The following is a 15,072-nucleotide window of genomic DNA, read 5'->3' as shown; positions in this document are numbered from 1 at the left end:
CCCCTTTGTTCTGGTTAGTCGATGACAACCTTGACCATCGAATTGGTTGCCGGTGGCTGCCCGGGTTCAAGCCCGTTCAGTACGGCAAAGGTTTCGGCCGGTTCACGTGATACCGCCATCTGGCCGACAAAGGTCGAAAGATCATATTCCGGGTTCACGGCGCGCACCTTGATGCGCAGCGGATGGTATTTCTGCTGCTCTTCGCGGGTCAGTGGGCGGAAGCTGTATGTCGTGCGGCGAAGTGCAACGTTATAGGCATCAACCTGATCAAGCGGCATGATGAACAGGAACTGATAGGCGTTATCGCCGTGCCGGATGACAACCACCCGAAGGCGCGCCTTGCCACCGGAATTCAGGTTGACATCGGCATATCCGGTGGCGGCTTCCTGACCGTTGATATCGATTTTTTCGATATTGGTGATGGCGATCTTGCTGGAAAAACCGCGCGCCAGATATTGATCAAGCGCGACACCCTTGGCCTTTGGTGCGCCTTCAAACACGATCTGTGCGCCGCCCTCATCCTGTGCAATCACCGCATCGGGCTGGTTTATCATCGAAAATCCGTCGGGCACCTCGAACCGGAAATCAAGCGGCACATGGATAAACGACGTTCCACGGACATAACCGTTATCAGGGCCGTCACCGTAAATAATCCCGTCAATGGCGCGCATATAGCGGACACTGCCGACTTCGGGATTTGCGACCGGTGTAACATTGGCGGCCTTGTGGGCCTGTTCGATGCGGTCAACGGTGCGCGGGTGGGTGGCCATGAAATCAAACTGATCGATTTCATCGGGCGACCGGCCTGCCAGTTTTGCCTGAAGGCGCGAATGGGCGCGCAGTTTTTTCAGGAACGACGCCATGCCTTCGGGGTCGTATCCGGCGCGCGTGATGTAACGCACGCCCAGCATGTCGGCTTCGAATTCATGTTCGCGCGAAAATGACTTCAGATAGGCGTTCGCGCCGACACCGACGATATCGCCGGCCCCATTGCCAAGGGCCGCCGAAAGGCCACCGGCCAGAATCTGGGTCAGGACACCGCGGCTGTAACGCTGGGCGGAATGGCGTGCAACGACATGGCCGATTTCATGGGCGAGAACCCCGGCAAGCTCCGCCTCGTTCGAGGCAAGCGAAGCCAGTCCGCGCGTGATGTAAACATAGCCGCCCGGTAAGGCAAAGGCATTGATCACGGGTGAATCAAGGACGGTGAAGGTAAATTTCTCGTCGGGGGCTTCGGAAACCGCCACCAGCTTGTTGCCGATTTCGGTCACATAGGCCTCGATATTCTTCTCGTCATAATCGCCGCCAAATTCGCGCACGATTTTCGGATGTTCTTCCGCGCCGACCTGTTTTTCCTGATCGGGGGACATAAAGGCGGTAAAGCTGTCCTCGCCGGTCGCGCGGTTGGTCGAACAGCCCGCAAGGGTTGCCACCAGACCCAGCGCGCCAAGGGCGGTTGCCAATCGTCTTGTCTTGCGATGAAAAAGCCAGCTCATTGAAGTCTTTCCTCTTGTGCCCGCGATGCGTATCCTTTGCCGGAACCGCAATTTTATCCCTTACGATGTGGTAGCGCGTGTTGGCTTGCCAATCAATATCTCGCAACAATCAAACCTATTCGCAAAAATCGGGAAATTTTGCGGCGATCTGCCATATGTCGCTGTTTTTGTGTCTGATTGCCGGAATTCTGGCCTTTGGCATCCCGGCAAAGGCGGATCAATGGCTGTGCGGGCCGTCCTTTGGTTCCGTCAATGCTCGTGGAAGTGATGTCAGGTCGATACCGATCCGGTTGGCAAAGCCCGAAACCGTCGATGCGCTGATTGCGACCTCCCGGCCAGATATCCTTTGGCGGCTGGCCGATATCGCCTTTGTTCCGGAATTCGAGGATGCGGCTTTAAGTGCCATGCAAAACGGGGCTTCTGCCATCACCGATCTTGTTGCCTATGATCAAACGCCCGATTTCGCCGGGCGGCATCTGGCCGATATGCGGGATGGTTTTGGTAAACTCTGGCAGGAAAAGCTGCTTGAAACAGGGCTTGTGATGCTTTTGCCCGAAACAGGCCGTCCGATTGATGCTTTACTTGCGGCCGAGCAAGCGGCCATGTCGCAGCAAATCGGGCTTTGGGCACCGGGCCAGAGCCCGGCTTATCATTATGCCGGGTCGTCGGAAATTGATGGTGATCTTCCCGATGCGGCGCGGGCCGTTGGAAGATTTGCCGTAATTGATGGCATCCTTCAACGCATCGAAGACCGCGAATGGCGCAGCTACCTTAATTTTGGTTCCGACTGGCGCAACGATTTCACCGTGATGGTCGATCGCGATCTGCGCGATGCGATCAAAGCGGCCGGACAGCATATGGAAGACTGGATTGGCCATAAAATCCGTGTGCGCGGCATGATCGAAGATCGCGGCGGACCGTACCTGGAACTGACCAATCCGGCGTCCCTATGTGTGGAACAGTCTGTCGGTCAACCGTAAACGGCTTTGGACTTGTCCAATTACACTCTGGACGTGTAGAAGAATGAACCGCTAGATTCCAAGAGGCTCCCCAATGCTTTATCCCGAGATCGAACCTGCTTATTCCGGCTGGCTGGAACGGCCCGACGGGCATGCGATCTATTGGGAGGAAGTCGGCAATCCCGACGGCATTCCGGTGACTTTCCTGCATGGCGGGCCCGGCGGTGGGATATCGCCCAAGTCGCGCCGCTTCTTTGATCCCGAAAAATACCGGGTGATCCTGCATGACCAGCGCGGTGCCGGTAAATCCCGCCCGTTCGGCAGCCTTGAAAACAATACCACCGACCATCTGATTGGCGATATCGAAGCGCTCCGTCAGGATCGCGGCATTGATAAATGGCTGGTGTTTGGCGGTTCGTGGGGGTCAACGCTGGCGCTTGCCTATGGGCAGGCCCACCCGGAACAGGTGCTTGGTTTTGTTCTGCGCGGGATATTCCTGTGCCGGGATCGGGAAATCGACTGGTTCATGGATGGCATGGGCAAATTCTTTGCCGAGGCCGAGAAAAAATTCCTCGCCGCTGTCGGGTTTGATCGCAACCCCGGAAGTGCTGCCCTGCTGGATCGCTATGGCGATGTCTTTGTCGGCAGGGACGGCGAAGCTGCTGCGGTTGCAGCGGCGCGCGCATGGTCCGGGTTCGAGGCGACCTGCTGCACGTTGCTGCCCGATGATGGCTTGGTCGCGGATTTCGAAGGTGACGGGATCGCATTGGCGCTGGCGCGGCTTGAACATCATTATTTCGTCAATAAGGGGTTCTTTGCCCCTGACCAGCTTCTTCGGAATATGGATCGAATCCGTCATCTGCCGGCCCGCATTGTTCAGGGCCGCTATGACGTTGTCTGTCCGCCGGTTTCCGCGTTTGAGCTGCACGCGCAATGGCCGGGTGCTGAAATGAATATCGTTGAGGATGCCGGTCACGCGGCAAGTGAACCGGGGATCGTGCGCGAACTTGTGCGTGCCACGAATTCCTTTAATGGCATCGGCTTTGATAAAAATTAAAACAGTCGTGTCATTGTTTTGTTGTTTATATCATACGGTTGGGTAGTATATGCCCAAATTTATCCTAGAGGGGACTTAGGTTAATGCGGTTGGTTTTGGGGAAAATCCTGGCCCTGCTTTTGGTCGCAGGATTTGCAGGTGCGGCAAACGCGCAGCAGTTTCTTGGCAATAACAATGACAGCGGCCTGCTGGAATTCTCGACCGGTATGGTCGATATCACGCAGGATGAAGAAGCCGCTGAATTCCGTCTTGATTACCGTTTCCAGCACGCGATGTTCGGCGTTCTGCGTCCGATCACTGGCGTGATGGTCACCAGCGACAAGGCAGCACACGGTTATGGCGGTCTGGCGATGGATGTGCTGTGGGGCGATCACTTCGTTTCCAGCATCTATACCTCGGTTGGTGCCTACCATCAGGGTGACGGCGAAGACCTCGGTCACTGGATCGAATTCCGTTCCGGTCTTGAGCTCGGCTTCCGCTTTGACAGCCGCGAACGTCTGAGCCTCGGTATCGCCCACATTTCGAACGCCAGCATCGGCGACGAAAACCCGGGCACGGAAATCCTGTCTCTGACCTATGCCATTCCGATCGACGCGATCTTTGAGTGATCCGACGTTCCGGAACGCCGCTTCAAGCCCTGCATTTTGCGGGGCTTTTTGCTTTTCTGGCCATGGTACGACATATTTGCGGCGCTGGCGGATTGATCGCAGCTATCGAAGCTGCTAATTGAATGCCTCTTGCCGATAAAGTGCGCCCGTAGCTCAGCAGGATAGAGCACCAGATTCCTAATCTGGGGGCCACAGGTTCGAATCCTGTCGGGCGCACCATTTTTATCTAAAAACTCTTAGCAGGTTGTTTTAGATACTAAGACATGATTTTAAACCATGTTCTTACGGCTAAATTTAGGCGCTCTTGTTCCAGTTCATCGGTCGGATTACAATGAGCTATAGGACCTCTTAGCAGGTTTAGTTGATTGGAAACGTTGCTCACTGCGGTTTTGGATTGAAAAATTGGATCAAATAGATCCCAGTTATCAGTGATTAGCTGAGAGAGCTCTCCAAAAGTGGTGTAATCAATCAATTGCTCAGAGCGTGCCGTAATCCCACTGTCTATTTCTTTCTTTCTTCGTGCAGTGGCAGGCTCCATTATCCTTTTTGCATCAACACGACTACTGTTCCACCAATCTGCTCCCTCAGCTTCAACCATCATATCCGCGACTAATTTTCTGATTGAGTTTTCGAGACAATAGAAAATCTCATAGAATTCGGACATCCTTGCAGCCTCCTTGCGGAGGTCGGCTTCAAACTGAGAGTACTCGGTCGCTTTTCTATCTGCTGCATCATGCGTTAGATGGCCAAGGTTGATACCGTGCTGTCTCTCAATTTTTGAGAGATTGGTTGTGATCTGTAATCCAGACATACCAAATGCACGGATTATTCCATCGGGTCGTTTAGGCATCGTCTTGCCGGAGTAAGTGTTCTTTCAGACTTTTGAATATTGCGTCAAAGACCGCAGGGTCTGTTGTCGCAGGCAGGTTTAGATTTATTGTGTACCCGAGGTTGAGGCCAAACTCTTGTGTTGGTCGAGAGTCTCTATACTGAGCTTGCTGCATGATTGGTTGTGCGTGGGAGGTGTCAGAAATGCTCTCCGCTGATGTGCTTTGGAAATCTGCATGAGATTTGAGGTGCTTTATGCAACTCACTATCAGTTTGACTGGTGTAGAGTCATGCGCTTGACCAGTTTCTTCTACCACTAGACCCATAAGATCGGAGTCATTCAGTTCATGCATAAATTCATTCCGCGTGTATAGCGGCGCGTATGTATGCTTAATGGCTTCTGCGATTGCGGCGCCGGATTGGCTAGGATTTCGAAATTTTCGATACTGGTCGTTAGGAGAACCGTCAGAATTAGCTAACCCGAGTTTCTTTAAGAAGGTTGTCATTTGATCACCCGAGCCACCGGGTATTTTCAGTATTGTCTTAACAAAATCTTGACTGACACGTTCAGGTACAGCGGCTTTTTTTATCTCTTTCAGAGCCTTGTCGATGTTTCCTGGAGATGTCACGTAAGGCAAAGATGACACTATTTCACTCCTTGATACATGTATTATTAATTTGGTCTAATATTATAAGCAGTATTAGAGTTTTTGCTACCTAAGATTTAATTGTAAATGGGGCGTGGGTTTTTTTTTGAGTATCTCAATACGTGAAAATTCAACGGATTTGAATCGGGATGCTTGCCCTTGATGCGCCTATTCCTCCGAACGCCCGTTACCCTCCCGGTCCCGCTCATAGTGTTTCGCAAGCGGAAATTCCGGCAGCCACCCCTCGCGGCGGATGGTCCAAAGCTCGTAGGTGGGCTTTAACTGATCGGGCGCGTCGAGCGACCCGATATTCACCTCGATCTCGTCCCCGCTATGGCCGAAAACCGATGATCCGCAGGTCGGGCAGAAATAGCGCCCCTGATAATTACGCACGTCGCCTTCGACCGTTACCGCGTTCTTTGGATAAACCGCCGACGCGTGAAAAAGCGTGCCATGGTGTTTCCGGCAATCAAGGCAATGACACAGGCCAACCCGGTACGGCTTTCCCGTTGCCACAAGCCGGACTTTGGCGCATAGGCAGCCACCGGTGATTTTATCCATAGGTTTCTCCAGTTAATCAGGGAGCGGGAAGTTTAGTGCCTTGGTCATGCGGGCGTCCATTGCCGATTTCGGCCGATTTCCGTCCTGACGGCTTCCTTGTTGCGGGTGCAGCGAAAAGTTGTATTTTTGCAATTTCCTGCACGCCTTGAAATGACCTCCGGTCCTGCACATATCCTTATATAACGGGCAAATCCGACAAGCCCTTTTATATGGCCGATCCGGCCGGGAGGTGTCAGGTGAAGAACTGGATTCGTCTTCCGAACAGCGAAGGCAATTGCGTTGCAGCGTCCAAGAATGCCGCAGGTTCAACAAATTCCCCATCCGTTACCGTTCATGAACGCGAAATAGGGCGTAACGGGTTCCTTGGGCCATCTGCCCACATTTATCATAAACACCCACCGGCAGGCTGGGCCTCTTTCGAAGGGCCGCTTCGACCGCGGGCGTTCGATCTGAACAAGTTGGCCGCCGGGCCGGATTGCCCGTTGCAGGCGCGCCGTATCGTGCATAATGCCGTGATGGAAGTCCGCTATTGGCGGCTTGATGGCAAAATGCATGCGCTGGCGCGCAATGCCGATGGTGATACGCTGGCTTTTGTTCACAATGGCAGCGGCGCGCTTTATTGCGATTACGGCCACATGCCGTATCGTGATGGGGATTACATCCTGCTGCCACGCGGCACGGCCTGGCGTTTCGAGGCAACCGATCCGTCCGAATTCCTGTTTATCGAGGCCACCAACGATGCCTTTGGCCTGCCAAACGACACCCAGTCGGCAGGTCATCCGTCGATCAACCCGACCAGTTTCGAAGTGCCGCGACTTGATGACAAATTCCGTGCCCAGCAGGACGAAGCCTATTGGGAAATTCACATCAAGCGTCGCAATGCAATTTCGACCCTGACCTATCCCTATAACCCGCTGGATGCGGTGGGCTGGCAGGGCGACCTGAGTGTCGTAAGGTTGAACTGGCGCGACTTGCGACAGGACCGCCAACCGGGCCAACCGGTGCCGCCCGCGGCACACAGCACCTTTGTCGCCAACCGGTTTGCCATCAGTACCTTTGTGCCGAAAATTGGCGAAGGTGAATCAGGGACGCTTCGCGTGCCGTTTTATCATTCGAACGAGGATTACGACGAGTTCATCTTCTATCACCGGGGCGAGTTTTACAGCCGGGGCAATATCAAGCCCGGTATGGCAACCTTCCACCCCAGCGGTTTCCCGCATGGGCCGCATCCGTACTCCTATCAGAAAACCATGATCAAGGTGCCGGTTGAAACCGACGAGGTGGCGGTGATGATCGACTGTGCCGACATGGTCAATATCGATGAAAGCATCCCCGATGGCGCGGAATGGAAGGCTTATGTCAATACCTGGGAAAAGGCGAAGGAAACACTTTGATGTTCGATCTGACCCCGGGCGCAGGGGGCAAAAGTTGTTTTGGGGCGGGTTTCTGCACTTTTGCGGTTATTGAGCATTGATCTTCCGGCCTGTTTGACCTATCCGAAGCGTTAAGGGTTTCATCAGCTTGTCCCGGTAACCTGCAAGTTCGCAAAACCGGTTCCTTTGTCGTGGACTGGCCTGCGCGTTAGTATAAGCTTGGCAGCGGTACTGATGGCGTGAGCTGAGAGCGCGAAGGGCCAAAAGCAGATGGACCGAAGAACAGATTAGTCGGGATGGGTTGATCAAAGCCGAGAATGACCAGACAGCAGCTTGCAAATAAAGGGGCAGGTAGTTCCCCCAAAATCGGTGCAGGGCAGCCCGATGCCTTGTCCTGTTTGCCCGCATCTTTTGCGTCGCGCGGCGTGCGGACACCATTCACGACCAAAAGCTTGCGCTATTCGCGCGTATTGATCGGCCAAAGCGGTCGCACGCTTGTCAGTCTTCCGGGGCTTTCGGGCGGGCTTGGCACCTATGAAATGCCGCTTGAAACCCTGCGCGAGGTTTTTGATCTGTCGGTTCATGACCGGATGCTGTTTGACCGGTTGATCACACTTGAAAAATTCACCCCGGAAATGGTGCGCGAGCATGCGCGCGCGGTGGCGGTGACTGGTGTTGGCGGTGTTGCGCTGGCTCGTGCCGGGATTACCGGCAACAAGGACGAAAAGGCCGCACGTGAACTGGGGCAACTGACGCTGCTTTATCAGGCGCTGCGCCAGCTTGGCGGTAATGACGTTCAGGACATGAAGCGCGAAGACCTGCTGACCATGGATGGTCAGATCAGGGCGCGCAAGGCGCTGAACCGTTTTGCGACATCGACCGGTCTGGAAAATGATTCGATCATCGATACCCTGGGTGACTGGAGCATCCTGAGCGCGCCGGTAGGCCTTGCGATAGAGGGCTGCGAAGGGCCTCTGCGTCATTTGACATTCGGTTTGCAGAAACTTGCCGGCGAGGTCGAGGAATGGTCGATTTCCGAACAATCCGATTTCCGCTTTATGGCGACCCGCGTGATCAATGCCGCCAGTGCCACAAAGGACCATGCCTTGCGGTTGCTGCGCAAGATTGATTTGTGGAACAATGAACTGGGCAAGGTCCTGCAAGACTGGGCCAAGGCCAAGGAAGATATGCAAAAGCATATTGACCGCTTGTGGTGGGTGCTTGACGGGTGGCAGGAGCTGATTGATCTGTGGCGGTCGCGTCCGCAACATGATCGGGTACGCCAGCGCGAGATTGTCGAGGAAATCGCAAGTTTTGCGCCGGTCCTGCCGATCGAGGCACTAGAGAAAATTGAATATGAATTCTGGGTCGATGTCCGTGTTAACCAGATGTTGTGGGCGTCCGAGTTGCGCAAACTGGGCAGTGGTGAAATTGACGCCGACATGGTCGACCGGCTGGAGCGGTTCCGGAGGCAGTCGGCGTGAAGGTTGAAAATGCCGCTAATATGGGTGTTTCCCAGCTTGGTGATCTGTTTGAATCGCTGAGCAGTTCGGAAATTGCCCGCTTTACCCGCGCAATCGAAAGTGACCGCGCCGATCCCAAGCTGCCGCTGCCGCATGAACAGATTTTGCAAATCCTGCGCCCGCGTCTGGCGTCGCTGAAGCCTGAACGCTATCCGACGCCGATGCGCCAGTTCTGCGACCCTTTCGAAGATCTGCTGACTTCGGCACCACCGGTCGAGAAAAGTATCCGTATCAGCCGTTCATCCCTGATGCCGATCTGGAAGGTGGTCGAGGCCACGGGCGGCCCTGAAATGACCAAGGCGATTGCCGATATCGAAAAGGCGGCGGCCAAACGTGATCAGGATATGCTTGAACAGGCAGAACGCCGGATGTGGAAGCTGGCGTCGGTGTGTATTGCGCAGGAAATCGAAAATTCGCTGAACGGGGTCAAGACCGAACGCGCATTGGCAACGCGGCTTGGTTCGCGCAGCCATCTTCCCGCATTCGAGCAGATCGGCAAAATCCTGAATGTTGGCGAAGAAATCACTGCGATGCGCAAACGGTTCCCATCGGCCCCGATCAGAAGTCTGGGCACGGCCGATATCAGTTGGCTGCGCGACCGGTTTGTTGAGATTTCCGAAGAAAAACCGGGATACGAGCCGGTTTACCTTTTGGCTGTTCTGGCCCGGCTGCTTCGGCCAAGCGAACTTTTCAAACTGATCCGCGTGCTATCAAGCAAGGCCGATGACCGAACGATTTCCAGCACCAATCTTGCGACCACCGGTGATCTGATCATTGATCTTCTGGCGGAAACCGTGATCGAGATCGAACAGGGGGTCGGTGCGGGCAAGGGCGAACATCACATCCTGTCGCTTGCGCGCTGGTATGCGTCGGAATTTACCCGCATCACGCGTGAATTTAACATCCGCAAGGATGGCCGCTGGGGCGAGAAGCTTCTGGAAACGCGTCGTCGGGTGTCCAAGGCGATGGCCAATACCATGTTTGGCGCCAGCCCTGATCGCATCATCGATGCCCTGCCACAGATCGAAACCAAGCAGGGCCCGGGGTCCGGCCGGCAGGGTGTGCGCCCGATTTTTGCCCAGCCCTTTGACGAGGAAAAGGTTCTGGCCGCCGAACAATCAGCCGAGGCGATTGCCGAAACCGCGCGCATTTCGCATGTTCTGGCCGCTCAAAGTTCGGCGACAAAGGCGGTGGTGGAGCTCAAGAAAAAGCTCAACCAGATCGGGCGTGCCGGGGTGGATGGCATGGGGCGGCTTGATGCCGACGAACTGGATAATGCCCAGCGCAACATGATGGCGATTGTCCGGCTGCTTGAAATCATCGATGGCCCCGAAGAAGCCGATCTTCTGCGCCGTCGCGGCATGAATGCACTGCGCGCGCTTGAAGGCAGAAAGGCAAGTTGAGCCTGCCTTTTATGCCGTCAGTTCTTCCTGTTTTTTGCGCTGATCAAGCCAGGTCATGAAGGCCCGGATTTTCGGATTGCGTGACCGGCCGACCGGGCTTGTCGCGTAATAATGAAACGGGCTTGCGCGTGGCGGGCCAAACGGTGCAACGATCCGGCCATTGGCCAACTCATCCTCGATCGCGAATGTCGGCAGCAACGCCACCCCAAGGCCTGCGATGGCGGCTTGCATCGCCATGGTGAAATGTTCGAACTTCGGACCGTTTTCCCCATCAATATCGGTAAGGTCACTCGCGGCCAGCCAGTCGCTCCATCCGCGGGGGCGGGTTGCTATGTGTAAAAGTGAATAATCACGAAGATTATTTGGTTTTGGTGAGTAATCGAGATTCTCGATCAGCTTCGGGCTGCAGATCGGGACCATTTCCTCGCCATGCAGCAAATGCGCATCCAGCCCCGGCCAGTTGCCATCGCCAAACAGCACCGCAATGTCGATCTGTTCACGGTCAAAATCGGGAATGCCGATCCGTGAAATGAAATTGATGACGATATCGGGATGGCGACCGCGAAAATCGGGCAGCAACGGGATCAGGCAGCGCGACCCGAAAGTCGGTGGGGCGGCGATGGTCAGAACCCCGCCCTCGGCTCCGCCAGAGAGGAATGTCAGGGTGGCGGTTTCCAGCTGATCGAGTGCGGGGCGGATTGCCTGTAAATAGCTTTCACCCTCGACTGTCAGGACGAGGCGCTGCTTCTGGCGGGCAAACAGTTTACAGCCCAGCCAGTCTTCAAGCCCCTGTATCTGTCGGCTGACCGCACTTTGCGTCAGGTAAAGCTCCTCGGCGGCGCGTGATGCGCTGCCAAAGCGGGCGGTCTGTTCAAAGCAACTGAGTGCTTTCAGGCTCGGAATGCGGCGGCTCATGATCTGATTGCTCGAAATATGTCGATATTTGCGTTTTATCTGGGCTTGTTGTCGCTAGTTTATGAGTTTTACGCATAAACTATATCCGATTTATCATTTGCAAGCTTGCCTGCCAATCCCTAGCTTTAGCCCAGAAGCGATAAGCTTTCAGGGATGATGCCGTCTCGCCCTTCTATGGCGTCATCCCTGCTTTGGTTTCAAAAATTTCATAAGGGATCAGGACGATGGCAGGCCGCGCACCTTTTCACTGGGAAGACCCGCTGCTGATTGAAGATCAGCTGAGCGAAGAAGAACGCATGATCCGTGACGCGGCGCGCGCCTATTGTCAGGAAAACCTTCAGACCCGCGTTCTCGAAGCCAACCGGCACGAGATTTTCCATCGCGAAATCATGACCGAGATGGGCGAACTTGGTCTGCTTGGCCCGACCATCCCCGAAGAATACGGCGGACCGGGTGTCAACCATGTGGCCTATGGCCTTGTCGCGCGCGAAGTCGAACGCGTCGATAGCGGCTATCGTTCGGCAATGTCGGTGCAAAGCTCGCTTGTGATGCATCCGATCTATGCCTATGGCAGCGAAGAACAGCGCAAGAAGTACCTTCCGAAACTGGCAACCGGAGAATGGGTTGGCTGTTTTGGTCTGACCGAGCCGGATCACGGGTCCGATCCGGGCGGCATGAAAACGCGTGCCCGCAAGGCCGATGGCGGTTTCACCCTGTCGGGATCGAAAATGTGGATCACCAACAGCCCGATCGCCGATGTGTTTGTCGTCTGGGGCAAGGATGACGAAGGTGTCATTCGCGGTTTCATCCTTGAAAAAGGCATGAAGGGCCTGAGCGCGCCAAAGATCGAAGGCAAGTTTTCGCTGCGTGCGTCGATCACCGGCGAGATCGTTATGGATAACGTCTTTGTCCCGGCGGAAAACATGTTGCCCAATGCCAAGGGCCTTGGCGGGCCGTTCGGTTGCCTGAACAAGGCACGTTACGGCATTGCATGGGGGGCGATGGGGGCGGCTGAATTCTGCTGGCATGCGGCACGTCAATATACCCTTGATCGCAAACAGTTCGGTCGTCCGCTGGCCGCCAATCAGCTGATCCAGTTGAAACTGGCGAATATGCAGACCGAAATCACCCTTGGTCTTCAGGGCGCGCTTCAGCTGGGCCGTTTGCTGGATGCAGAAAAAGCCGCACCGGAAGCCATTTCCCTGATGAAGCGTAATAACTGCGGCAAGGCGCTTGATATCGCGCGTGTTGCCCGTGACATGCATGGCGGCAACGGCATTGCCGATGAATTCCATGTCATCCGCCATGTGATGAACCTTGAAGCGGTCAATACCTATGAAGGTACGCATGATGTGCATGCCCTGATCCTTGGACGTGCCCAGACCGGCATTCAGGCGTTCAGCGCCGAGGGCTGAGGACTTCGATTACGGGCGGCACCGATCTTTGGTGTCGCCCTTTTTCCTTTTTGACGACGATCCCGGGATGGAATGATGACCAGCGCGCTTTCTGGACTTCGTGTGCTTGATCTTTCGCGTGTCTTGGCGGGGCCTTGGGCCAGCCAGACACTGGCCGATATGGGTGCCGAGGTGATCAAGATCGAACGTCCGGGCGCGGGCGACGACACGCGTGGCTGGGGCCCGCCCTATGCCAAGGATGCGGCGGGCAATGATACCAGTGAGGCCGCCTATTACCTGTCGGCCAATCGCGGCAAAAAGTCGCTGACAATTGATATGACCAAGCCCGAGGGGCAGGAAATCCTGCATAAACTTGCCGCTGAATGCGACGTGGTGATCGAGAATTTCAAGGTCGGTGGCCTTGCCAAATACCGGCTGGATTACACATCGCTATCGGAAATCAATCCAAAGATCGTCTATTGTTCGATCACCGGTTTCGGGCAGGCCGGCCCCTATAAGGACCGGCCGGGTTATGATTTCATGATCCAGGCCATGGGCGGGCTTATGAGCATCACCGGCGCACCCGATCAGGAACCGGGCGGCCAGCCGATGAAGGTTGGTGTGGCGGTTGCCGATATCTTTACCGGGCTTTATGCGACGATTGGCATCCTTGCCGCCCTTCGCCACCGTGATGCGACGGGCGAGGGACAGCATGTCGATCTGGCACTGCTGGATGTTCAGACCGCGATCCTTGCCAATCAGGCGATGAATTACCTGACGACGGGCAAGGCGCCTGGGCGGCTTGGCAATGCGCATCCCAATATCGTGCCCTACGAAGCGTTCCCGACGGCGGATGGTTACATCATCCTTGCGGTCGGCAATGACAGCCAGTTCAGAAGCTTTTGCCACGTTGCCGGGATCGGGCATTTGCCCGATGACGCACGATATGCCACCAACCGGTCCCGGGTCGCCAACCGCGAAACGCTGGTGCCGCAAATCCGTCAGGCGATGGTGATGAAAACCACCGATGACTGGATCGCCATTCTGGAAACCGCCAATGTGCCATGCGGCCCGATCAATACGCTGGATCGGGTGTTTGATAACCCGCAGGTCAAACATCGCGATACGGTGCGATATCTTGATCATCCAACCGCGGGCAAGGTGCCCACAGTTGCCAATCCGATCAAATTTTCCAAAACGCCAATTGCCGGTGAAACTGCCCCGCCGATGCTGGGCCAGCATAGCGATGACATCCTGCGTCAGGTGGCTGATCTGAGCGACGCGCAGATTGCCAGATTGCGCGAAGCCGGAATTATCTGACGCCGTCTTCCTGCTTGGCAGAATGCCCGCCGGTATGAAAAGGTAACGGCAGGAACATTCATTCAGGACAGGATACCGGACATGAAAATCGCGGTGATGGGGGCAGGGGCTGTTGGCTGTTATTACGGGGCGATGCTGGCGCGGGCCGGGCATGATGTGACCCTGATCGGACGGCCAGCCCATGTCGATGCTGTCAATCGAGATGGACTGCTTCTGGAATTTGGTGGAACGCAGCAGTATATTGAAATGAATGCCTGCGCCGACGCGGCAGCAATTTCTGGTGCCGGTCTGGTTCTGTTTTGTGTCAAATCCACCGATACCAATGATGCCGGGGCGCAGATCAAGCCGTTTCTGGCCCCTGATACCATTGTCATGAGTCTTCAGAACGGGGTTGATAACGCCGAACGTTTATCGGCCGTCATTGGATTGCCGGTGATCCCGACAGTGGTGTATGTCGCGACCAGCATGGAAGGGCCGGGGCATGTCAAACATCATGGGCGCGGCGAACTGGTAATCGGGCAGTCTGCGCAAAGTGCAACCGTTGCCGAAACGCTGCGCCCGGCGCATATCCCGGTCGAGATTTCGGATAATGCCCAAGGTGCGCTTTGGGCCAAGATGATTTTGAACTGTGCCTATAACGCGTTATCGGCAATATCGCAGATGCCCTATGGCCGTCTGGTTCAGGGCGAAGGCATTTGGGATGTCATGCGCAATGCGGTTGATGAATGCCTTGCGGTCGCCAAGGGATGCGGGGTGACCGTACCCGGCGATGTCTGGGGGGCGATTGAAAAGATCGCCGAAACCATGCCGGGGCAATATTCATCCACCGCACAGGATCTGGCGCGGGGCAAAACCAGCGAGATCGATTTCCTGAACGGCTATATTGTGCGCAAGGGGGCGGAACTTGGCATTCCAACCCCCACCAATCTTGCCCTGCATGCGATGACCAAATTGCGCGAAAGCCGGGATTGATCCGGGCTTTGTAATG

General features: G+C 55.4%; 14 protein-coding genes and 1 tRNA gene. 10 read left to right on the top strand and 5 right to left on the bottom strand.

The window, feature by feature from the left end; translation table 11 throughout:
- Nucleotides 1-14: 14 nt before the first annotated feature.
- The gene (locus P8T57_RS05900; protein WP_037987239.1) at nucleotides 15-1,496 is read right to left on the bottom strand and encodes a M48 family metalloprotease; all 1,482 of its coding nucleotides are present in this window, start codon (nucleotides 1,494-1,496) and stop codon (nucleotides 15-17) included.
- A 155-nt stretch (nucleotides 1,497-1,651) separates the two neighbouring features.
- On the opposite strand from P8T57_RS05900, the gene P8T57_RS05895 reads away from it, so the two are divergent.
- The 4 genes from P8T57_RS05895 to P8T57_RS05880 all read left to right on the top strand — a co-directional run bounded on the left by P8T57_RS05895 (nucleotide 1,652) and on the right by P8T57_RS05880 (nucleotide 4,339).
- Nucleotides 1,652-2,476 carry a hypothetical protein gene (locus tag P8T57_RS05895; RefSeq protein WP_341364882.1) on the top strand — a complete coding sequence of 275 codons (825 nt, stop codon included), beginning with the start codon at nucleotides 1,652-1,654 and terminating at the stop codon, nucleotides 2,474-2,476.
- A 73-nt stretch (nucleotides 2,477-2,549) separates the two neighbouring features.
- On the top strand, nucleotides 2,550-3,512 hold the full coding sequence (gene pip / locus P8T57_RS05890) for a prolyl aminopeptidase (protein WP_341364881.1): 963 nt from the start codon (nucleotides 2,550-2,552) through the stop codon (nucleotides 3,510-3,512).
- Nucleotides 3,513-3,595: 83 nt separating this feature from the next.
- On the top strand, nucleotides 3,596-4,120 hold the full coding sequence (locus P8T57_RS05885; RefSeq protein ID WP_007090185.1) for an acyloxyacyl hydrolase: 525 nt from the start codon (nucleotides 3,596-3,598) through the stop codon (nucleotides 4,118-4,120).
- Nucleotides 4,121-4,262: 142 nt separating this feature from the next.
- Nucleotides 4,263-4,339, top strand: a tRNA-Arg gene (locus P8T57_RS05880).
- Nucleotides 4,340-4,376: 37 nt separating this feature from the next.
- Here the strand turns inward: P8T57_RS05880 and P8T57_RS05875 are convergent.
- The 3 genes from P8T57_RS05875 to P8T57_RS05865 form a co-directional block, all read right to left on the bottom strand.
- Nucleotides 4,377-4,784 (bottom strand): Swt1 family HEPN domain-containing protein, encoded by a 408-nt coding sequence (locus tag P8T57_RS05875; RefSeq protein ID WP_341364880.1) that lies wholly within the window; start codon nucleotides 4,782-4,784, stop codon nucleotides 4,377-4,379.
- 178 nt (nucleotides 4,785-4,962) lie between these two features.
- Nucleotides 4,963-5,595 carry a DUF5343 domain-containing protein gene (locus P8T57_RS05870; RefSeq protein WP_341364879.1) on the bottom strand — a complete coding sequence of 211 codons (633 nt, stop codon included), beginning with the start codon at nucleotides 5,593-5,595 and terminating at the stop codon, nucleotides 4,963-4,965.
- Nucleotides 5,596-5,763: 168 nt separating this feature from the next.
- Nucleotides 5,764-6,156, bottom strand: a complete 393-nt coding sequence (locus tag P8T57_RS05865; protein ID WP_341364878.1) for a GFA family protein — start codon at nucleotides 6,154-6,156, stop codon at nucleotides 5,764-5,766.
- 236 nt (nucleotides 6,157-6,392) lie between these two features.
- Here P8T57_RS05865 and P8T57_RS05860 point away from each other — a divergent pair, with 236 nt between their 5' ends.
- The 3 genes from P8T57_RS05860 to P8T57_RS05850 all read left to right on the top strand — a co-directional run bounded on the left by P8T57_RS05860 (nucleotide 6,393) and on the right by P8T57_RS05850 (nucleotide 10,455).
- Nucleotides 6,393-7,550 (top strand): homogentisate 1,2-dioxygenase, encoded by a 1,158-nt coding sequence (locus P8T57_RS05860; protein ID WP_341364877.1) that lies wholly within the window; start codon nucleotides 6,393-6,395, stop codon nucleotides 7,548-7,550.
- Nucleotides 7,551-7,846: 296 nt separating this feature from the next.
- Complete coding sequence (locus tag P8T57_RS05855) at nucleotides 7,847-9,013, top strand: hypothetical protein (RefSeq protein ID WP_007090182.1); 1,167 nt, start codon at nucleotides 7,847-7,849, stop codon at nucleotides 9,011-9,013.
- Nucleotides 9,010-10,455 (top strand): hypothetical protein, encoded by a 1,446-nt coding sequence (locus P8T57_RS05850; protein ID WP_065701785.1) that lies wholly within the window; start codon nucleotides 9,010-9,012, stop codon nucleotides 10,453-10,455. The genes P8T57_RS05855 and P8T57_RS05850 overlap by 4 nt, the downstream gene beginning before the upstream one ends.
- A 9-nt stretch (nucleotides 10,456-10,464) precedes the next feature.
- On the opposite strand, the gene gcvA is transcribed toward P8T57_RS05850, so the two are convergent.
- Nucleotides 10,465-11,370, bottom strand: a complete 906-nt coding sequence (gcvA, locus tag P8T57_RS05845; protein ID WP_007090180.1) for a transcriptional regulator GcvA — start codon at nucleotides 11,368-11,370, stop codon at nucleotides 10,465-10,467.
- Between the two features lie 224 nt (nucleotides 11,371-11,594).
- On the opposite strand from gcvA, the gene P8T57_RS05840 reads away from it, so the two are divergent.
- The 3 genes from P8T57_RS05840 to P8T57_RS05830 all read left to right on the top strand — a co-directional run bounded on the left by P8T57_RS05840 (nucleotide 11,595) and on the right by P8T57_RS05830 (nucleotide 15,056).
- Nucleotides 11,595-12,785, top strand: coding sequence for an acyl-CoA dehydrogenase (locus tag P8T57_RS05840; RefSeq protein WP_037987260.1), 1,191 nt, complete (start codon nucleotides 11,595-11,597; stop codon nucleotides 12,783-12,785).
- Between the two features lie 75 nt (nucleotides 12,786-12,860).
- Complete coding sequence (locus P8T57_RS05835; protein ID WP_341365365.1) at nucleotides 12,861-14,084, top strand: CaiB/BaiF CoA-transferase family protein; 1,224 nt, start codon at nucleotides 12,861-12,863, stop codon at nucleotides 14,082-14,084.
- 81 nt (nucleotides 14,085-14,165) lie between these two features.
- Nucleotides 14,166-15,056, top strand: a complete 891-nt coding sequence (locus P8T57_RS05830; RefSeq protein WP_341364876.1) for a 2-dehydropantoate 2-reductase — start codon at nucleotides 14,166-14,168, stop codon at nucleotides 15,054-15,056.
- Nucleotides 15,057-15,072: the final 16 nt, after the last annotated feature.

The organism is Thalassospira sp. SN3W (assembly GCF_038070535.1).
GTDB classification, from domain to species: domain Bacteria; phylum Pseudomonadota; class Alphaproteobacteria; order Rhodospirillales; family Thalassospiraceae; genus Thalassospira; species Thalassospira xiamenensis.
This window is presented reverse-complemented; position numbering and strand designations above follow the sequence as displayed.